The 19037-nt window shown below is 72.1% G+C and carries 22 protein-coding genes; 8 read left to right on the plus strand and 14 right to left on the minus strand.

Translation table 11 applies throughout. From position 1 onward, the window contains the following. Positions 1–54: 54 nt before the first annotated feature. Positions 55–894 carry a phytanoyl-CoA dioxygenase family protein gene (locus tag ACIBL4_RS17715; RefSeq protein ID WP_399410946.1) on the plus strand — a complete coding sequence of 280 codons (840 nt, stop codon included), beginning with the start codon at positions 55–57 and terminating at the stop codon, positions 892–894. 81 nt (positions 895–975) lie between these two features. Here the strand turns inward: ACIBL4_RS17715 and ACIBL4_RS17720 are convergent, their stop codons facing one another. After that, a complete protein-coding gene (locus tag ACIBL4_RS17720; RefSeq protein ID WP_399411565.1) occupies positions 976–1944 on the minus strand; it encodes an aldo/keto reductase in 969 nt (322 codons plus the stop codon). A gap of 765 nt (positions 1945–2709) precedes the next feature. On the opposite strand from ACIBL4_RS17720, the gene ACIBL4_RS17725 reads away from it, so the two are divergent. Beyond that, positions 2710–3033, plus strand: coding sequence for a hypothetical protein (locus tag ACIBL4_RS17725; RefSeq protein WP_399410948.1), 324 nt, complete (start codon positions 2710–2712; stop codon positions 3031–3033). A gap of 11 nt (positions 3034–3044) precedes the next feature. On the opposite strand, the gene ACIBL4_RS17730 is transcribed toward ACIBL4_RS17725, so the two are convergent. Both ACIBL4_RS17730 and ACIBL4_RS17735 read right to left on the minus strand, forming a co-directional pair. After that, a complete protein-coding gene (locus ACIBL4_RS17730; RefSeq protein ID WP_399410950.1) occupies positions 3045–3581 on the minus strand; it encodes a flavoprotein in 537 nt (178 codons plus the stop codon). Positions 3582–3609: 28 nt separating this feature from the next. After that, complete coding sequence (locus ACIBL4_RS17735) at positions 3610–4068, minus strand: nuclear transport factor 2 family protein (protein ID WP_399410952.1); 459 nt, start codon at positions 4066–4068, stop codon at positions 3610–3612. Positions 4069–4164: 96 nt separating this feature from the next. Here ACIBL4_RS17735 and ACIBL4_RS17740 point away from each other — a divergent pair, with 96 nt between their 5' ends. Continuing rightward, positions 4165–4716: a TetR/AcrR family transcriptional regulator gene (locus ACIBL4_RS17740; RefSeq protein WP_399410954.1), complete on the plus strand. Its 552-nt coding sequence runs from the start codon at positions 4165–4167 to the stop codon at positions 4714–4716. Between the two features lie 7 nt (positions 4717–4723). On the opposite strand, the gene ACIBL4_RS17745 is transcribed toward ACIBL4_RS17740, so the two are convergent. Then, positions 4724–4924, minus strand: coding sequence for a ferredoxin (locus ACIBL4_RS17745; protein WP_086854839.1), 201 nt, complete (start codon positions 4922–4924; stop codon positions 4724–4726). Between the two features lie 12 nt (positions 4925–4936). After that, a complete protein-coding gene (locus tag ACIBL4_RS17750) occupies positions 4937–6133 on the minus strand; it encodes a cytochrome P450 (RefSeq protein ID WP_399410957.1) in 1197 nt (398 codons plus the stop codon). Between the two features lie 351 nt (positions 6134–6484). Here ACIBL4_RS17750 and ACIBL4_RS17755 point away from each other — a divergent pair, with 351 nt between their 5' ends. After that, on the plus strand, positions 6485–7117 hold the full coding sequence (locus tag ACIBL4_RS17755) for a LysE family transporter (RefSeq protein ID WP_399410959.1): 633 nt from the start codon (positions 6485–6487) through the stop codon (positions 7115–7117). A gap of 103 nt (positions 7118–7220) precedes the next feature. Beyond that, a complete protein-coding gene (locus ACIBL4_RS17760; RefSeq protein WP_399410961.1) occupies positions 7221–7670 on the plus strand; it encodes a nitroreductase family deazaflavin-dependent oxidoreductase in 450 nt (149 codons plus the stop codon). A gap of 908 nt (positions 7671–8578) precedes the next feature. On the opposite strand, the gene ACIBL4_RS17765 is transcribed toward ACIBL4_RS17760, so the two are convergent. Beyond that, on the minus strand, positions 8579–9499 hold the full coding sequence (locus tag ACIBL4_RS17765) for a cation diffusion facilitator family transporter (RefSeq protein ID WP_399410963.1): 921 nt from the start codon (positions 9497–9499) through the stop codon (positions 8579–8581). A 160-nt stretch (positions 9500–9659) separates the two neighbouring features. Between ACIBL4_RS17765 and ACIBL4_RS17770 the strand changes: the two genes are divergently transcribed. Beyond that, entirely contained in the window at positions 9660–10685 is a 1026-nt protein-coding gene (locus tag ACIBL4_RS17770) for a glutathione S-transferase family protein (RefSeq protein ID WP_399410965.1), read from the plus strand. A 38-nt stretch (positions 10686–10723) separates the two neighbouring features. Continuing rightward, on the plus strand, positions 10724–11020 hold the full coding sequence (locus ACIBL4_RS17775; protein ID WP_399410968.1) for a DUF4235 domain-containing protein: 297 nt from the start codon (positions 10724–10726) through the stop codon (positions 11018–11020). Positions 11021–11112: 92 nt separating this feature from the next. Here ACIBL4_RS17775 and ACIBL4_RS17780 read toward each other — a convergent pair whose 3' ends face one another. Continuing rightward, on the minus strand, positions 11113–11505 hold the full coding sequence (locus ACIBL4_RS17780; RefSeq protein WP_399410970.1) for a VOC family protein: 393 nt from the start codon (positions 11503–11505) through the stop codon (positions 11113–11115). A 79-nt stretch (positions 11506–11584) separates the two neighbouring features. After that, on the minus strand, positions 11585–12049 hold the full coding sequence (locus tag ACIBL4_RS17785) for a pyridoxamine 5'-phosphate oxidase family protein (RefSeq protein WP_399410972.1): 465 nt from the start codon (positions 12047–12049) through the stop codon (positions 11585–11587). A 307-nt stretch (positions 12050–12356) separates the two neighbouring features. On the opposite strand from ACIBL4_RS17785, the gene ACIBL4_RS17790 reads away from it, so the two are divergent. Then, positions 12357–13388, plus strand: a complete 1032-nt coding sequence (locus ACIBL4_RS17790) for a 7-epi-alpha-eudesmol synthase (RefSeq protein WP_399410974.1) — start codon at positions 12357–12359, stop codon at positions 13386–13388. A 42-nt stretch (positions 13389–13430) separates the two neighbouring features. Here ACIBL4_RS17790 and ACIBL4_RS17795 read toward each other — a convergent pair whose 3' ends face one another. The 6 genes from ACIBL4_RS17795 to ACIBL4_RS17820 all read right to left on the minus strand — a co-directional run bounded on the left by ACIBL4_RS17795 (position 13431) and on the right by ACIBL4_RS17820 (position 18971). Beyond that, positions 13431–14681 carry a cytochrome P450 gene (locus ACIBL4_RS17795; RefSeq protein ID WP_399410976.1) on the minus strand — a complete coding sequence of 417 codons (1251 nt, stop codon included), beginning with the start codon at positions 14679–14681 and terminating at the stop codon, positions 13431–13433. After that, positions 14678–15283 (minus strand): GTP-binding protein, encoded by a 606-nt coding sequence (locus ACIBL4_RS17800; protein ID WP_399410978.1) that lies wholly within the window; start codon positions 15281–15283, stop codon positions 14678–14680. Before ACIBL4_RS17800 ends, ACIBL4_RS17795 begins: the two co-directional genes overlap by 4 nt. Beyond that, on the minus strand, positions 15264–15635 hold the full coding sequence (locus ACIBL4_RS17805; RefSeq protein ID WP_037668707.1) for a DUF742 domain-containing protein: 372 nt from the start codon (positions 15633–15635) through the stop codon (positions 15264–15266). The genes ACIBL4_RS17800 and ACIBL4_RS17805 overlap by 20 nt, the downstream gene beginning before the upstream one ends. Then, a complete protein-coding gene (locus ACIBL4_RS17810) occupies positions 15632–16042 on the minus strand; it encodes a roadblock/LC7 domain-containing protein (RefSeq protein ID WP_003994857.1) in 411 nt (136 codons plus the stop codon). The genes ACIBL4_RS17805 and ACIBL4_RS17810 overlap by 4 nt, the downstream gene beginning before the upstream one ends. Positions 16043–16047: 5 nt before the next feature. Then, the gene (locus tag ACIBL4_RS17815) at positions 16048–17775 is read right to left on the minus strand and encodes a sensor histidine kinase (protein ID WP_399410981.1); all 1728 of its coding nucleotides are present in this window, start codon (positions 17773–17775) and stop codon (positions 16048–16050) included. Between the two features lie 251 nt (positions 17776–18026). Then, a complete protein-coding gene (locus tag ACIBL4_RS17820; protein ID WP_399410983.1) occupies positions 18027–18971 on the minus strand; it encodes a GlxA family transcriptional regulator in 945 nt (314 codons plus the stop codon). Positions 18972–19037 lie beyond the last annotated feature (66 nt).

Here is a 19037-nt window from a genome sequence, read left to right on the forward strand (position 1 = left end):
CGGCTCGGTGGCCTAGCGTGGCGTGCCGGGGACCACTGACCGAGGAGTGCGCTCATGACCGTCACGGGCAACGGCGCCGCCGGCGCTCCCATCCTGGACCCTGCCGCGCTCAGGCGGTACCGGGAGGGTTTCGAGGAGGACGGTTTCACGGTCGTGCGCGGGCTCTTCGGGGCCGGCGAGACCGAGCGACTGTGCGACGAGTTCGCGGCGCTGCGTGCGGCCGGACCGGTTCCCGGGCATTTCGAGCCGCGCGCGTCCGGGCCGGGCGCCGATCCGCTGCAGGTCTGGCCGCGGGTGCTGCACCCGCACGAGATCAACGGCCTCGCTCGCGACGTCCTGCTGGACGCCCGGCTGCGGACGGTGCTGGAGGTGCTCCTCGGGGAGGAGGTCCTGGCCGCGCAGAGCATGTTCTACTTCAAGCCGCCGGGGGCCCGGGGGCAGGCGCTGCACCAGGACAACTTCTATCTGCGGGTGGAGCCGGGCACGTGTGTGGCGGCGTGGCTGGCCTGCGACGTGATCGACCGGGAGAACGGCGGGCTGGAGGTCGTGCCGGGCACGCACCGGATGGACCTGTTCTGCCCGGAGGAGGCGGACGCGGGGGTGTCCTTCGCGCGGGAGTACGTTCCGCCGCCACCCGGTCTGGCGCCCGTGCCTGTGGACATGTCGCCGGGGGATGTTCTGTTCTTCAACGGCAGTCTGGTGCACGGGTCGCAGCCGAACCGTTCGGGTGATCGGTTCCGGCGGTCGTTCATCGGGCACTATGTGGGGCGTTCGGCCGAGCGGATCGGGGGGTTCTACCGGACGTTGACGATGAGCGGGGCGAGGGTGGTGCTCCCGGAGAGCGAGGGGGCGGGGCCCTGCGGGACGGAGTTCGCGCCGCGGGGGCCGCACTGAGCGCTTCGCGAGAGGCGGTAGTTCCGTCTGCGGCGCCGTTGTGGCTGGTCGCGCCCTTCCCCGCGCCCCTATGGGGCGCTTTCAGTGACCGGCGATCGGATGCGGTGTGTAGGGCCGCTCCAGTTCCTCGAGTTCCTTGTCGCCGAGCTCCAGCTCCACCGCTGCCACCGCGTCCGCCAGATGCTGCGGCTTCGACGCTCCGACGATCGGGGCCGTCACCGTGTCCTGGTGGAGGAGCCAGGCGAGTGCGACCTCGGCGCGGGGCACGCCGCGCTCCCCGGCGATGCGGGTGACGGCCTCGACGATGGTGCGGTCGCCCTCCTGGTACAGGGTGCTGCCGAAGGTGTCGGTGGCGCTGCGCTCGGTCGTGGTGTCCCAGTCGCGGGTGAGACGGCCGCGGGCGAGCGGGCTCCAGGGCAGCACGCCGACGCCCTGGTCCGCGCACAGGGGCAGCATCTCGCGCTCCTCCTCGCGGTAGAGGAGGTTGTAGTGGTTCTGCATGGAGACGAAGCGGGTCCAGCCGTTCAGCCGGGCGGTGTACTGGGCCTTGGAGAACTGCCAGGCGTACATCGAACTCGCCCCGATGTAGCGGACCTTGCCGGCCTTGACGACGTCGTGCAGGGCCTCCATCGTCTCCTCGACGGGGGTGTGCGGGTCGAAGCGGTGGATCTGGTAGAGGTCGACGTAGTCGGTGCCGAGGCGGGTGAGGCTCTGGTCGAGCTCGCTGATGATCGCCTTGCGGGACAGTCCGCCGCCGTTCGGCCCGGGCCGCATCCGGCCGTGCACCTTGGTGGCGAGCACGATCTCGTCGCGGCGGGCGAAGTCGCGCAGGGCCCGGCCGACGATCTCCTCGCTGGTGCCGTCGGAGTAGACGTTGGCCGTGTCGAAGAAGTTGATCCCCGCCTCGACCGCCTGCCGGATCAGCGGGCGCGAGGCCTCCTCGTCGAGGGTCCACTCGTGCCGGCCCCGGTCCGGCAGGCCGTAGGTCATGCACCCCAGACAGATCCGCGAGACGTCCAGGCCCGTCGAACCGAGCTTCACGTACTGCATCGTTGCTGCCCCTGCCTTCGGGAGGTGTTCCAGGGGGAGCGTACGTGCTCGTGTGCGCTCGAAGTGGTCGCGGGCCGCACCGGCTGACGGGCCGTCATCGTTGCTGCCCAGGTGACCGACCGGCGTGGGACCGGCCGGCGCCCGGGCCGCTGCCGCATCCTCGGCGCAGGTGACCGGCGCCCGGCCGGTCGGGTGCGTACGGGAGGACTCGGTGGCGGCACGACGGAGGACGCTCAGGATCCTGACCGGGGCGGCCGCGGCGTCGCTCGCTCTCGTCTCGACCGCGTGGAGCCGGCCGGTCCCGCCGCGGCCCGAGGCCCGGGCCGCGGCGGCGGAGGCGGCCGGGCCCGCGACGCTGTGCGCACCGGCGGGGGTCCTGCGCGGCCCGGACGGTGAACGGGCCTCCGTCAGCCTGTGCGCGGGCAGCGGCACGCCGGTGATGGCGGTGTCGGCGCCCGCGACCTGCCGCCGCCCCGGGACGTCCGTCCGGTTCGCGTGTCTCACCTCCGGCGGCACCTGGACGGCCAGGCGCGACGGCGCGACGGTCGCCTCCGGGACCCTGCCCGGTTCGCAGCCGTACCCCGGCCCGGGGACGTACGACGTCACCGCCACCGTGCACGTCCGCTCCGCGCCGGCCGGTGTGAAGCTGCGGGGGACGGTGAGGGCCACGCTCACGCTCAGCGCGCCGAAGCGAAGCCCACGCACCGCGTCGAGGTCGACCGGCGCACGCTGCGCACCGGCACCACGACGACGCTGACGTACCGGGTGTACCGCGACAGCGAACAGGGCGACGGCAGTGCGCGCTTCGGGCTGATCGGCGAGGAGACGACGGGGGTACGGATCAGCACGGCGGACGCCCGGTGTGTCAACCCGCTCATCGGCAGCCATCCGTCGAAGGCCAGGCTGACACACTCCGTGGACCGCGCGCTCACCGATCTCCAGCCGGGTCGTGCGGCGACCGTGCGGGTGCGGGTGACACTGGCGTCGGCCTGCTCGACGGTCGCTTCGAAGCTGGGATACTGGATGCCGCGCGGGCAGGCGCTGTACACCGGCGGCATGGTGGAGGGACCCACGGTCGGCTGCGGCTGACCGGCCGGCCGTCAGCCGCGTTCGACCAGGTCCAGCGCTCGTTCCCAGCCGAACTCCGGCCGTCCGCCGTCCTCGCCGGGTTCTCCGGTGTACGGCTGCCCGAACCGCACGCCCATTCCCCGCAGCCGTTCGAGGCTGTCCCGGTAGGCGGGGTGGGAGGCCAGCGCGTCGGCCACGCACGGCAGGACGGCGACCGGCACGCCGAGCCCCGCGGCCTCGCACAGGGTGGCCAGGGCGAGGGTGTCGGCGATGCCGGCCGCCCACTTGTTGACGGTGTTGAAGGTGGCGGGCGCGACGACCACGGCGTCGGGCGCCGGGAACGGGCGCGGCTCGCCCGGGGTACGCCAGGCGGACCGGATCGGGCGGCCCGTCTGCGCCTCGACGGCCGCGGTGTCGAAGAAGCCGTTCATGGCGACGGGCGTCGCGATGACCCCGACCTCCCAGTCACGCTCCTGCGCGGCGGTGATCAGCTTGCTGACGTCCGCGGCGATACCGGCGGCGCAGACGACGACGTAGAGGAAGGGCTTCCGGGCGGACTGTTCGGTCATCCCGGAAACCCTAGTCACTCCACCGGGCTCACCGGACGGGGAACGTGGCTCCGCGCTCGCGCTCCGGCCGCGGGCCGAAGATGCGACGCTCCCGCTCCTCGATCGGCACGTCGTTGATGCTCGCCTCGCGGCGGGTCATCAGGCCGTGCTCGTCGAACTCCCACAGTTCGTTGCCGTAGGAGCGCCACCACCGGCCGTCCGCGTCCCGGCACTCGTACTGGAAGCGGACCGCGATGCGGTTGCCGTCGAAGGCCCACAGGTCCTTGCGCAGCGCGTACTCCCGCTCGCGCTCCCACTTTCCGGTCAGGAAGTCGACGATCTCGGCGCGTCCGGTGAGGAAGGTGTCGCGGTTGCGCCAGACGGAGTCCTCCGAGTAGGCGAGGGCCACCTTGTGCGGGTCGCGGGTGTTCCAGGCGTCCTCGGCGGCCTGGACCTTCTGTGCGGCGGTCTCCCGGGTGAAGGGCGGCAGCGGCGGGCGGTCCGTCATGGATTCTCCTTGGTCGACTAAGGAGAACGGGCGTTCTCCACAGCGGCGCTGCTACGGTAGGAGAACGCTCGTTCTCGCGTCAAGGAGTGGTCGTGGATGGACAGTGCGGGGGCCCGGGAGCGGGCGTTGGACGCCGCCGAGGAGCTGTTCTACGGGCGGGGCGTGCAGTCCGTCGGCATGGACGACGTCCGCGGCACGTCCGGAGTCTCGCTCAAGCGGCTCTACCAGCTGTTCCCGTCGAAGGAGCAGCTGGTGGAGGCGTATCTGGAGCGGCGCGACGCGCGCTGGCGCGGCCAACTGGCCGAGTACGTCGAGCAGTACGCGGAGCCGCGGGAGCGGATCCTGGCCGTGTTCGACTGGCTGGGCCGGTGGTTCGGCGAGCCGGGCTTCCGGGGCTGTGCGTGGATCAACGCGTACGGGGAGCTCGGCGCGACGTCCGTGCGCGTGGTCGGCCAGGTGCGCGCGCACAAGCGGGCTTTCCGGGACTACCTCGCCTCGCTCGTCGAGGCGGCGGAACTGCCCGGCGCGCTGGCCGGGCAGCTGTTCCTGCTGGCGGAGGGTGCCATGGTCACGGCGGGTGTGACCAGGAGCGCCGAGCCCGCGGCCGAGGCGCGGGAGGCGGCCCGGCTGCTCCTGGAGGTCGCCTGATCCGGTGTCAGCCCACCGTCTCGGAGACGGTGATGGCGCTCACCGGGCAGGCCCGGGCCGCCTCCCGCACCAGCGGGCTGCCGCTGCCGTCCTCCCGGCCCGGCAGCAGGGCGCTGTAGCCGTCGTCGTCCTGGGTGAACACGTCCGGGGCGGTCAGGGCGCACTGGCCCGCGCCGATGCAGACGTCCTTGTCGATGTCGATATGCATGGCGGAAGCCTCTTACCAGGTCACGGGAAGTTCCAGCATCCCCTGGATCGTGTCGCCGGGTTTGAAGGGGATTTCCTCGGCGGGAGCGGCCAGGCGCAGTGTGGGCAGCCGGTCGAAGAGGGTGTGCAGGGCGATCTCCAGTTCGGCGCGGGCGAGGTTCTGGCCGAGGCACTGGTGGATGCCGAAGCCGAAGGCGACGTGATGCCGGGCCGGGCGGCTCCAGTCGAGCGTGTCCGGCTCGGGGTAAACCGTCTCGTCGCGGTTGATGACGGAGGTCGCGAAGACCACGCCGTCGCCCTTGCGGATCGTCGTCCCGGCCACCTCGATGTCCTCGACGGCCAGGCGCAGCAGGCCGTCGGCGATCGACAGCATCCGCATCAGCTCCTCGACGGCGGCCGGCAGCAGCCGCGGGTCGGCGCGCAGTTCGGCCAGCCGGTCGGGGTGCTGGAGCAGGGTGAAGATGCCGAGCGAGATCATGTTGGCGGTCGTCTCGTGGCCCGCGACCAGCAGGATGAGCGCCAGGGCGATCAGGCCCTCGCGGTCGAGCGCGCCCTCGCGCAAGTGCCGCTGGACCAGGTCGTCGAGCAGGCCGGTGCCGGGGTCGCGCTGCTTGCGGTCGATCAGCTCGCCGAAGTACGCCTCCAGCCGGTCGCGGGCGTCCTCCACGTCCGCGGTCTCCGGGCCGCGCAGCAGCCGTCGTGACTGGGCCTCGAAGAAGTCGTGGTCGGCGTACGGGACACCGAGCAGGGCGCAGATGACCATGGACGGCACGGGCAGCGCGAAGGTGCTCACCAGGTTCGCGGGCGGGCCCTGGGCGATCATCGCGTCGAGCCGTTCGTCCACGATCTGCTGGATCCGTGGCCGGAGTTCGACGGCCCGTTTGAGGGTGAAGTCGCCGACGACCATCCGCCGCTGGGCGCGGTGCTCGGGGTCGTCGACGCCGAGCAGGGCCGTTCTGCGGTTCGTGATCCCGGCGAATCGCCGGGTCGGGGCGGGGAAGCCGGGGCGGCTGCGGTTGGAGGACAGCCGCGGGTCGGCCAGCAGCGCGCGGGCGGTCGCGTGCCCGCTGACCAGCCACGCCTCACGGCCGTCGAAGAGGGTGATGCGGGTCAGGGGGCGCTCGTCGCGCAGCGCGTCGTAGGCGGCGGGCGGCTGGTAGGGGCAGGTCCGGCTCTGGGGGAAGGCGACGGGTGCGGTCGTTTCCGTCATGAAGACCTCGCAGACGAAGTGTGCGTCGTGCCGATCTTCATTAGATGCCCCAGGCACCTATGGAGCGACGCGAAGTTCGGCCAGATCGGTGGCGGCGGCAACATGGCCGAGGAACGCTGTCTTCCAGTTCGAACCGCGGGCGTCGAGGGCCGGTTGCGGGAGCCGGTCCCTCGCCGGAAGCGGCGGTGCGCCGGTGCCGGTGGGAAAACCGGTTGCCGACGGGCGGGGCAGGGCCCAGGATCCAGCCATGTCTGACTTCGCCGTCCTGCTGCTGCCGCCGTCCGCCACCGCTTGCGCCGCGCGCCGACAGCAGCGGTCCGGCCGCCGTGGAGGGCCGACGCCGCCGCGGTCATGACGGCCGCGCTCGTCGCGGGGCTGCTCGCCGGGTTCGGCATCGCCGTCCCCGTCGGCGCCGTCGGGACGTACCTCGTCTCCCTCACCGCCCGTACGTCCCTGCGCACCGGTGTCTGCGCCGCGCTCGGCGTCGCCACCGCCGACGGGCTGTACGCCCTCGCGGCCACCCTCGGAGGCGCGGCCCTGGCCGACGCGCTGCGGCCGGTGCTCGGGCCGCTGCGGTGGGTCTGCGTCCTGGTGCTGCTCGCGCTGGCGGGGTGGGGCGCGGTCACGGCCGTGCGCGAACACCGCGGCCACCGGCTCGCCACGCGGACGGCGCCCGCTCCCCCGGGTCCGGCCCGGGCCTACCTGGGCCTGCTCGGCGTCACCCTCCTGAACCCCACGACGGTGATCTACTTCGCGGCGCTCGTGCTCGGCTCCCGGGCCGCGGGCCCGGCCGGCGCTCCGGAGCAGGGTGTCTTCGTGCTCGCCGCCTTCGCCGCCTCGGCGAGCTGGCAGGTGCTGCTCGCCGGGAGCGGAGCCCTGCTGGGGCGGGCGCTGACCGGTCACCGTGGCCGGCTGGTGACGGCGCTGGTGGCGAGCGGGGTGATGACGGTCCTGGCCGCGCGGACGGCGGTGGCGCCGGGGTGAGACGCGCGGCGGTCCGGATGTGCCGTGGTGCGGATGATCCGCGTGGGTAGCGGTGTTGAAGCCGGATGCCGGTCAACCGTGACACGACGATGGGACGGATGCCATGCCTCTCCAGGGCGAGTACGAACCCAGCCCGACGCAGTGGGTGCGCAAGCAGGTGGAGCTGTACGAAAGCTCCGGCGGCACGCAGGGCACGACCCTTCAGGGCACGAAGATGCCGGTGGTCATCCTCACCTCACGGGGTGCCAGGAGCGGCAAGCTGCGCAAGACACCGGTGATGCGGGTGGAGCACGAGGGGCGTTACGCCGCGGTCGCCTCCCTCGGCGGCTCGCCCAAGCACCCGGTCTGGTACTTCAACATCAAGGCCGATCCGCATGTGGAGCTCCAGGACGGTCCGGTGAAGCAGGACATGGTCGCCCGCGAGGTCACGGGCCGGGAGAAGGCCGAGTGGTGGGAACGCGCGGTCGCGGCGTATCCGCCCTACGCCGACTACCAGAAGAAGACGGACCGGGAGATCCCGGTGTTCGTACTGGAACCGACCGACGGCGGGTGACACGGCAGGCCTTCGGCGCCCCCGGGCGGACAGGCGAGCGGGGTGAGAACGGGCCCCTGGGCGGACCGGCAGTTGGCGGCCGCCCAGGGGCCCTGTTTCCGGCCGCGGGGCGGGCGGAGCGGCCATCGCCCGGCTGTTGGGCAGGACGGCCCGCCCGTCCGGCGGGACACGGATCGTCGCCCGGCCGGCGGGCATCAAACGCCACCCGCCCACCAGGAAACGGAAGGTCGCCCGGCCGGCCAAACGCCACCCGCCAGTCGGGACACAGGGCGTAGCCCGTCCGGCGGCGGACAAGGGCGGCGCCCCGCCCGGCCGGCTTCCGGGGCCGAGCGGGGCGAGGACGGGCCCCTGGGCGGACCGGCAGTGGTCGGCCGCCCAGGGGCCCTGTTTCCGGCCGCGGGGGCGAAGCGGCCATCGCCCGGCCGTTGGGGCACGGAAGGCGGCCCGTCCGGCGAGCACGAAACACCACCCGGCCGTTGGGACACGGACAGTCGCCCGTCCGGCGAGCACGAAGCTCAACCCGATCGATGGGCCACGGAGGGCCGCCCGACCGGCGGGCACGAAAGACCACCCGACTGTCGGAACACGGAAGGTCGCCCAACCAGCGGGCGCGAAAACGCCGCCCACTCGATGGGACAGGAATCGTCGCCCATCCTGTGGACACCAAACGCCACCCGCCGTCGGGACACAGGGCGTAGCCCGTCCGGCGGCGGACAAGGGCGGCGCCCCGCCCGGCCGGCATCCGGGGCGCCGCGCCGGGCACGCCCCCCGTAGGTGCTCCCTCGGGATCCGCCCGGAACGGCGGCCCCGCGGAGCGGGCCCGAGAAGCCGGCCGACCTGTCCGGGGCGGTCGGCGGAAAACGTCTCCGGGGGCGTGCATGAACCGTCGGCGACGGGGCACGCGCGGGTCAGGCCCCGCCGCGTTCCCCCGTCGCGGCGGGGCTTTCCGCTGCCTCCCGCGCGCGTTGGTCCGTGACGTCGAGGAAGATCTGGTCGGCCTCGGGGACCGTCCGGGCGATGGAGCGCTTGATGCGGACGGCGACGTCCTCGACGCGCTCGCTGTCCAGGCCGGGCACGAGGTCGACGCGGGCGGCGACGAGGGCCGTGTCGAGGCCCGTCTTCATGGTGAACAGCGCCTCCACGCTGTCGATCTCGGGCTGTGCCCGCAGCAACTCCCGGATCCTCCCGCTCGACTCCTGGTCGGCGGCCTCGCCGATCAGCTGGTCGCGGGCGTCCCGGCCGAGCCGGTAGGCGACGTAGACCAGCAGCGCGCCGATCGCAAGGGAGGCCGACGCCTCCCACACCACCTGGCCCGTGACCATGTGCAGCGCCATACCGGCGATGGCGAGCGTGACGCCGAGCACCGCCGTGCCGTCCTCCGCGACGACCGTGCGCAGGGCGGGGTCGCGCAGCCCGGCGCCCGTGCCGCCCTGCCGGCGCACCTGGTACAGCGCCCGCAGCAGAGAGGCACCCTCCGCGAGGAGGGCGATGCCGAGCACGATCAGGCCGGCCACATAGCCGCCGGTGTCCTCCTCCGCTCCGCCCGCCAGAGCCTCGAAGCCCTGGAAGAAGGAGAAGCAGCCGCCCATGACGAAGATCCCGACGGCCGCCAGGAGCGACCAGAAGAACCGCTCCTTGCCGTAGCCGAAGGGGTGCCGCCGGTCGGCGGGGCGGCGGCTGCGGCGCAGCGCCGCCAGTAAGAACACCTCGTTCAGGCTGTCGGCCACCGAGTGGGCCGCCTCCGACAGCAGGGCCGGCGATCCCGCGGCCAGGCCGCCGACCGCCTTGGCTGCCGCGATCACCAGATTGGCAGCGAGCGCCACCAGCACGGTGACGCGTGTCCTCCGATCAGATCCTTCTGCAGTCACCCACGCCGATTGCCCCGGTCGGCGGTGCTCACACCGTGCCGTCGGCGGAAAAAGGGGAACGCGTTCACCAGGGCACACGCCCGGCAAGCAGGCCACACGTACGCCGAAGGAGGTCATCCCCATGAGCCGCGACGACGGCGACGACGGCAACAGCGCCTACGGAAGGAGCTCGTTCAAGCGGTCCAAGGCGCATTTCACGGACCGGATCACCGCCGATGGCCGGGACGGCTGGCCGGTGGAGGCCGGCCGCTACCGTCTGGTCATCAGCCGCGCCTGCCCGTGGGCGAGCCGGTCGCTGGTCTCCCGGCGGCTGCTCGGCCTGGAGGACGCGCTGTCCCTGGCCGTCGCCGACCCGATCCAGGACGACCGCAGCTGGCGCTTCACGCTGGACGAGGACGGCCGCGATCCGGTCCTCGGCATCCGCTATCTGAGTGAGGCGTACGACCGCCGGGAGACGGACTACCCCGGCGGAGTCAGCGTGCCGGCGATCGTGGACGTGCCCAGCGGAAAGCTGGTCACCAACGACTACCAGCAGCTGACGCTCGACCTCGCGACCGAATGGACGGCCCTGCACCGGCACGGCGCGCCCGACCTGTACCCGGACAAGCTGCGCGACGAGATCGACGAGGTGATGGCGGACGTCTACGAGGACGTCAACAACGGCGTGTACCGGGCGGGTTTCGCGACCGAGCAGGAGGAGTACGAGAACGCCTGCGTGGGCGTGTTCCGGCGGCTGGAGCTGCTCGCCGACCGCCTGGAACGGCAGCGGTACCTCGTCGGCGACACCATCACCGAGGCGGACATCCGGCTGTTCACCACGCTGGTCCGCTTCGACGCGGTCTACCACGGCCACTTCAAGTGCAACCGCTGGAAGCTGACGGAGAACCGGGTGCTGTGGGGATACGTCCGGGACCTCTACCAGACGCCCGGCTTCGGCGACACCGTCGACTTCGACCACATCAAGCGCCACTACTACCAGGTGCACACGGGCATCAACCCGACGCGCATCGTGCCGCTGGGCCCGGACCTGTCCGGCTGGCTGACCCCGCACCACCGCGAGGAGCTGGGCGGCCGGCCGTTCGGCGACGGTACGCCGCCCGGGCCGGTCCGCGCCGAGGAGCGGGTCCCGGCCGCCCACACCCCCTGACCATTTCCGTCCACCCTTCACCGATCAAGGAGATTCACGTGGCCAAGAAGAAGAAGCTGCCCTTCGCCTACCAGCCCCTCGGGTTCGTGCTGGGCTGGTCGAGCGGCTGGCTGGCCGGGCTGGCCTTCCGCAAGACATGGATGGCGATCCGTAACGAGGAGGACGCGCCCGACGCGCTGGACAAGGACCGCGGCTGGGGCGAGATCCTGCTGGCCGCCGCGGTCCAGGGCGCCATCTTCGCCGTGGTGCGCAGCGCCGTGGACCGCGCGGGCGCCAAGGCCATCGAGCGTTCCACCGGCACCTGGCCGGCCGGGGAGAAGAGCGGCCGCGACTGAGAACGACACGTCCCCGCCCGCCGGTGCGGCGGGCGGGGGCCGGCCCGGCCTGCGCGAGGGTCGCGCGCACCGCGCCCCCCCCGCCGCCCCGTTCAGCCCTGCTTGGGTGCGGTCGGCGGGGTGCGGCGCAGCGTGAAGGAGTGGCCTGCCGGGTCGGCGTAGCCGCGTTCCTCCAGGGGGCCCGAGGGCTCCTTGGCCTCCAGGGGCCGGCCGCCGAGGGCGACGACCCGGCGTTCCACCGCGTCGAGGTCGTCCACCACGAACTCCAGGTGCGCCTGGAGGGAGTTCTCGGGTCGGGGCCAGCTGGGCGGGGTCGCGTTGACGTCCCTGCGCAGGGCGATGCGGAAGCCGTCGGCGCCCTTGATCTCCACCCGGTTGGCGGTCGCGTCCGCCTCCTCCCCCTCCAGCAGCTCCTTGTAGAACACGGCGAGCTTCTCGGGCTCGGCACAGTCGAGCACCAGGACACTCGCTTTCACCAGTGCCATGTCTCCTCCGCAGGATTCCGGCCGCGGGGCGTTCGTGCCCCGCGGCCCCGTACCTTGCGGTTATCCCGGCCGGGCCGATTCAGTCGGCCGTCAACCACCGGCCCTCGCGCATGAGTTCGCGGCCGTCCAGTTCGTCGGCCTCCCGCCAGGCCTGTACCCGCTGCGGCAGGACGCGGAAGTAGAGGTACGGCGTGGCCAGCCGGCGGGGGTCGAACCCGGTCTTGGCGGCGAAGAGTTCGGCGTCCTGCTCGGTCAGTTCGGCGGGCTGGACGGTCTCGACGGTGCCGTCGACCATGACGACATCACGGGTCGGCCCGATTTCGACGCGGGCCCGGCCGGTGGCGGCCAGGTTCCGTCCGGTGGGGCTCGACGCGGGTGTGGCGAACAGCAGATACGAGCCGTTCCACAGGAACGACAGCGGGACGAGATAGGGCGTCCCCGACGCGCTGTCGGCCGTGGCGACCCAAGCGTCCACGTCGTGCTCCAGACGGTGCAGGGTGTCCTTCTTGCGCTGCTCAGCACTGCGTACGGGTGCGGACGTCATCGTCGGCAGTCCTCCTGAAACGTGGTCACGGACGCTTACCAGTGTGACGTTCCGGGGCTGCGCGGGCCCAGCGGACGAGCCGGGGCCGGGTGAGGGACGAGGGAGTATACGCAGCTCACGTGGTTCGGGCAGTAACGGATATCACGGCAGGGTCACGGAATGGCTTATTCGCGCCTTGGGCAGTCTCGTACCGCTTCTCGGTTCAAGTTTCGGACTGCGAAGCCCAGTTCGAGTGTGCGGGCGGTCGCGACACCGCCCGTTCGCAGGGGTGGGGGGACTCTGCGGTCCGTCTCCCGAAAGGAAGCACATGCCTCAGGACGTCCGGTTCGACCTCCCCTTCGACACCCCGGTCAGCGAGCATCTGGAGTACGCCCGAGCCCGCCATCTGCGCTGGGTGTGGGAGATGCGCCTGGTCCGCAGCCGGGACGGGTTCGAGGAGTACAAGTCCTGGGACCTGCCCCAGGCTGCCGCGCGCACATATCCGCACGCGTCGGCGGACGACATGGTCGTCCTGATGAACTGGTTCTCGCTGGCCTTCCTCTTCGACGACCAGTTCGACGCCAGCCGGCCCGACCGCTCCGACCGCATAGCGGAGGTCGCCCGGGAGCTGATCGTCACTCCCCTGCGGCCGGCGGGCAGTCCGCCCCGGGTGGCCTGCCCGATCACCGTGGCGTGGGCGGAGGTCTGGAACCATCTCTCGCGTGGCATGTCCCTGACATGGCAGACACGCTTCGCCGCCTCGTGGGGACGGTTCCTGGTCGCGCACTGCGAGGAGGTCGACCTGGCGGCCCGGGGCCTGGAGGGCACGCTGGGGCTCGACGAGTACGCCGAGTTCCGGCGCCGTACGGTCGGCATTCACCACAGCATCGACGCGGGCGAGCGCAGCCGCGGCTTCGAGGTGCCGGCTCAGGTGATGGGGCATCCGGTGATGGAGCGGATGCGTGACCTGGCCGCGGACACCATCGGGTTCATGAACGACATCCACTCCTTCGAGCGGGAGAAGCGGCGCGGCGACGGCCACAACCTCATCGCCGTGCTGCGCCGGGAGCGGGGCTGCTCCTGGCAGGAGGCCACCGACGAGGCGTACCGGATGACGATCGCCTGTCTCGACGAGTACCTCGAACTCCAGGCGCGCGTCCCGCAGATGTGCGACGAGCTGCGGCTCGACGAGGCGGAGCGGGACCGGGTGCGGATGGGGGTCGAGGCCATCCAGCACTGGATCAACGGCAACTACGAGTGGGCGCTGACCAGCGGGCGTTACGCGGCGGCGAAGGAGGGCGCGGTGGCGACGGCCGAACTGGCCGGGCGGGGCTCGGTGGACGACCTGCTGACCGTGTGACGACGCGCCGGTGCCCGGCCGGAGGTCCGGCCGGGCACCGCGTCAGACGGGGAACTCGACCGGCAGGCTGTCCAGCCGCGACTCCCACGTGGAGGCCGTCGAGGTGAGCTCCTCCGGGGGCACGGCCAGGGTCAGGCCCGGCAGGCGGTGCAGCAGGACGTCCACGGCGATCTCGATGATGGACTGGCCGATGCTCTGCCCGGGGCACTCGTGCGGACCTGAACTGAACGCCAGATGGGCCTGGTTGCCCTGGACCGAGACGCCGGTGTCCGGCCGGATCTCGGGGTCGGCGTTGCCCGCCGCGAGGCCGAGGACCAGCAGGTCGCCCTCCTGGATCTGGTGGCCGCCCAGTTCCAGGTCGCCGGCGGCGAACCGGCCCGGCAGCACGGCCAGCGGAGGGCTGTTCCACATGACCTCCTCCACCACGGCCGAGATGTTCAGCTGCCCGCTGATCAGTCCGGAGAGCCGGGCGGTGTCGGTGAGGATCAGCTGGAGGACCCGGGCCAGCAGGTTGCTGGTCGTGGTGTGCGCGGCGATCAGCACCAGACGCAGATGGCTGACCACCTCCTCCTCGTCGAGGCCGGCCGCGTGCCCCAGCAGGGCGGTGGTGAAGTCGCCGCCGGGTTCGGTGCGCTTGCGCTCGGCCAGTTCCCCGAGGATCGCCATGATGCGGTCGTTGTGCGCGAGGGCGTCCTCACCGCCCTTGAGGACCTGGGCGCAGGACTCGACCAGGTCCCGGCCCTCCGCCTCGGGCAGCCCGAGGATGCGGGAGAGCACGAGCATCGGCAGGTACTCGGCGTAGTCGGACACGAGGTCGGCGCGTCCGGTGTCCGCGAACGCGTTGATCTGCTTGTTCGCGAAGTGGGTCGCGTGGCGCCGGATGCCCCGGGCCGAGGCCGCCTGGAGTCCGTCGGTGACGGCGGCCCGCAGCCTGCGGTGCGGCTCGCCGTCCTGGGAGACGCAGTCCGGCCGCCAGCCCAGCATCGGGATCAGCGGCGAGGTGTCCTCGACGCGCCCCTCGGCCCAGTCCCGCCAGATCCGTGCGTCCCGGCTGAACTGGCGGGGGTTGTCGAGCACCCGCCGGTTGTCGCGGTAACCGAGGACCAGCCAGGCGGGCACGTCGCCTTCGAGCAGGACCGGCGCGACCGGGCCGTGCTCCTTGCGCAGCCGCTCGTAGATGCCCGCCGGGTCGGTCGAGGCCTCCGGCCCGTAGAGCCGGGTGAGGTCGGCCGCGTGGTGGGCGACGGGGCAGCCGCGCGGTGCCTGAAGGGGGGTTTCGGTCTGATCGTTCATCGGGGCTCCAGGGCCACGGCCGAGCGTTCCTTCAGGTGGTGGATCAGGGCGACGAGGACGTCACGGCTGGAGGCCCGGTCGCGGGCGTCGAAGGCCACGACCGGGGTGTGCTCGGGGATGTCCAGGGCGTCCCGGATCTCCTCGACCGGGTAGTTCCGGGAGTCGGGGAAGACGTTCAGCGCGACGACGAACGGGACGTTCTGCCGCTCCATCTCCTCGATCGCCCGGAAACTGGATTCCAGGCGGCGCGTGTCCACCAGGACGATCGCGCCGAGGGCCCCCTTGAACAGCCCGTTCCACAGGAACCAGAACCGCTCCTGGCCCGGCGTGCCGAACAGGTACAGCACCAGGCTCTCGTTGATGCCGATCTTGCCGAAGTCCAGGCTGACGGTGGTCTGCGTCTTGTCGGCGACGCCGATGAGACGGTCGACGTCGACGCTGGCCTGGGTGAGGGTCTCCTCGGTGGTGAGCGGCTTGATGTCGCTGACCGACCGGACCATGGTGGTCTTCCCGGTGCCGAACCCGCCGGCGATCATCACCTTCACCGAGCGGGTGTCCCCGGCCGCCCGCCCTCCGGGTTGGTCAAAGCCTTTCAAGTCCACTGAGTACCTCCTCAAGGAGCGCGAGGTCGGGCCCGCGGCCGGCGTCGTGCGCCGGGATGGGATCACGGGCTTCGACCCGACCTGCGTCCAGCAGGTCCGACAGCAGCACCGCGAGAATGTTGAAGGGCAGCCCGAGGTGGGCGCCGAGTTCGGCGACCGACAGCGGATCGCGGCAGCGCCGGAGGATCTCCTCGTGCTCATGCTGCATGCCCGGTAACGGGGCGGCGCGGGAGACGACGAGAGTCGCCACGTCGAGGCTCGACGCCGAACCGCCCGGTCCGCTGCGCCCTCCCGTGAGGACGTAGTAGCGCTCGAGACCGGACGGGTCCGACGGCCTACGGGGAGCACTCATCCAGAGTGCTCCTCCAGGCGCGGAGTGGTGCCGAGGAGCTCACCCATCCTGCGGGCCAGGTCCCTCATCTGGTGCCCGAGCAGGCCCTGATCGAGGCCCTCCCTGGCAAGGACACCGAGGTACGTCTCCACACCGGCCCGAACGACGAAGAGGTGCCCGCCGTCGACCTCGATCATCGCGAGGCGCAACTGCCCGGCGTACTTGGGGAACTGTTCGGCGACCGGCTGGGCCAGTGCCTGCAGGCCGGCCACCACGGCGGCGAAGCGGTCGACGTCGTCGGGGTCTTCGGCGCCGTAGGAGGTGATGGCCTTGCCGTCGCTGGAGGCCACGAGGGCGAAACGGATCTCCTGGATGCTCTCGACGAGATCGCGGAGCGCCCAGCTCACATCTGTTCCTTGCTGCGTCATGAGGACTAGTCGCTCTCTTCGGTGCGGTGCTCGGTGGACTCGCGTCCGGCGGGAGTCTCGCGGTCGTCGGCCGCCCGGGACGCCTCGGCGGCGTCGCGTCCGGCCGTGGCGAAGGCCGCGAGACCGGAGAAGGAGGCGTCCGGAGGGACGGCGGAGACGGCCGTGCTCCGGTCACTCCGCTCGGCCTGCCGGGACCCGTCCGTCTCGGTCCGCTTGCTGCGACGCCGGGGCAGTCCGCCGGGCGTGGTCTCCACGCTTTCCGTCTGCGCGGCCGCCGCCGGTGCGATGACCGTCTCGCGGGCCGGGGCGGGCGCGGCGGGGCGGGCCTCGGAGGCGGGCGCGGCCTGGGTGCTCGCGGCCGCGGGCAGCGGGCTGAAGTACTTGTGCGGCACCACGACCACCACGGAGGTGCCGAGCCAGGGCGAGTCCGCGAAGGTGACCCGGATGCCGTAGCGGCGGGCGAGGGCGCCGACGACGCGCAGGCCGATGCTCGCGTCCTCGGTGATGCCGCCGAGGCCCGCGCCGGGCGCGGTGCCCGCGAGGGCGTGCTCGGCCTCGCGCTTCTTCTCCTCGCTCAGGCCCTTGCCGGAGTCCTGGATCTCGATGCCGACGCCGTTGGGGACCTCCTTGCCGGAGATGAGCACCGGCTCGGTGGGCGGCGAGTAGCGGGCCGCGTTGTCCAGGAGGTGGGCGAAGATCAGCGTCAGATGGTCCACCAGGCCGCCGTCGACGCCGAGTTCGGGCAAGTGGCGCACCTGGACGCGGTGGAAGTCCTTGATCCGGCCGATGCCGCCGCGCACCACGCTCAGCAGCCGCTGCGGTTCCTGCCACTGGCGTCCCGGACGGTCCGAGCCGCCGAGCACACCGATGCTCGCGGCGAGCGAGTCGGCGGGGCCGAGTTCCTGGTCGAGCTCCATCAGGCCGCGGGCGACGGCCGGGAGCCTGCCGTGCTCGCCCTGCATCTCGTGCAGCCGGCCGCGGAGCTTGCTGGTCAGCACGTGGATGCGGTTGCCGATGCTGATCACGGCCTGCTCGGCGGTGGTGGAGCGGTCGAACTCCGCCTCCAGGCCGACCAGGGCGGTACGCAGCAGCTTGCGCAGTTCCGCCTGGAGGTCGGCGCTGACCTTCGCGCACTGGTTGACGGTCGGCAGGACGTCGTCGATGGCCTCGCCCGAACGCAGCTTCTCCATGGCGTCGGGCAGTTGCTCGTCGGCGAGCCGGGCGACCGCGGCGAGCTGGTGGGAGAGCTGCTCCTGCCAGACCTCGGCCTGGCCGGCGAGCTGGGCCTCGTAGGACCTGGCCTGCTCGGTCAGCCGTTCCTCGTAGGCCCGGGACTGGTCGGCGAGCTGCGTCTCGTAGGTGGCGCTCTGCTCGGCGAGGCGCCGCTCGTACGAGGCGTTCTGCTCGGTGAGCTGGGACTCCAGGGTGGCGCGCTCGGCGGAGAACTTCCGTTCCAGACCCGCCACGTGCTGCTGCCACTGCTGGTTGTGCTCGGCCTGCGTGGTGCGGAAGGAGCCCTCCGCCCGGTGCAGCTGCGCGCGGGTGCGCAGCAGCAGGCGTACGCACACGGCACTGACGGCCGTCGCCGCGACACCGGCGACGGCCGCGGTGATTCGCTCCGAGCTCATGAACGTGGCGGCAACCGTCCCGCCTCCCAAGCCCAGCGGCATCAACCACCAGCTGTGCCAGGCGACAGGGGCCCGCGCCGCCGGTGGCGGAGTGGCGAGTTCCATCTGCATCCTTAGAAGCAACACGATCGAACGGGGGGGTGTGTGAACCGCACTCATGAGTGCGCACTGCGAATCGACCGGACGCTGTCGCGCCAACTCGCAGCGGCGATTGGAACCTTATCGGGTTTGAAGACCGAAGGATCAACCGCGCCCCCCGCTGGGCGTGAGGGTTCCGTCACGCTCCGACAGAAAGCAACGGGTCGACAAATGGCTTTGCATGCCGCCCAGTTGGGCGGACACAGGCCCTGCCTGGGTCAGCGGGCGGTCTGGAACGTGCGGCGGTAGGCCTGCGGGGTCACCCCGATGGCCGCGTTCAGGTGCTGGCGCAGGGAGGCTCCGGTCGCGAAGCCGACCCGGCCGGCGATCTGGTCGACGGTGAGGTCGCTGGTCTCCAGCAGATGCCGGGCCCGGGCCACCCGCTGCTGGATCAGCCAGCGGCCGGGACTGAGGCCCACCTCGTCGTGGAAGCGTCGGGCGAAGGTGCGCAGGCTCATCCGGGCGTGGCCCGCGAGGTCGGCCAGGGTGAGCGGTTCGCCGAGGCGTTCCAGGGCCCAGGAGCGGGTGGCCGCGGTGCTCGCGGCGCCCTGTTCGGGGACGGGCTGTTCGATGTACTGGGCCTGGCCGCCGTCGCGGAACGGCGGGACCACGCAGCGGCGGGCGACGGTGTTGGCCAGGCGGCTGCCGTGGTCCTTGCGGACCAGGTGCAGGCAGACGTCCACCCCGGAGGCGGCTCCGGCGGAGGTGAGGACCGGGTGGTCGTCGACGAACAGCACGTCCGGGTCGAGGTCGACGTGCGGGAACTTGCGGCGGAAGTGGTCGGCGACCTGCCAGTGGGTGGTCGCCCTGCGCCCGTCGAGGAGCCCGGCGGCGGCGAGGACGAAGGCGCCGGTGCAGATGGAGACGATGCGCGTCCCGGGGCGGATGAGCGCGAGCGCGGCCAGGACGTCGCCGGGCACCTCGTCGGTCAGGTGGGCGGGTGCGACGGGCGCGATCACCACGGTGTCGGCGGTGGCCAGGATCTCGGGGCCGTGCTCCACGGTGACGCCGAAGTCCGCGCTCGTACGCACCGGACCGCCGTCGACCGAGCAGGTCAGCACCTCGTACCGGCCGTCGGCCGCGCCCAGGATCCGGCTGGGGATGCCCAGTTCGAACGGGTACACGCCGTCCAGGGCCAGGACCACCACTCGCTCACGTCGCATGGCACGATCCTATCGAAGGTTGACCATCCTGCCATTGGCGGGACCGGCGCGGGCGGGCACGCTGGA

The organism is Streptomyces sp. NPDC050416 (genome assembly GCF_044458845.1).
Taxonomy (GTDB): Bacteria; Actinomycetota; Actinomycetes; order Streptomycetales; family Streptomycetaceae; genus Streptomyces.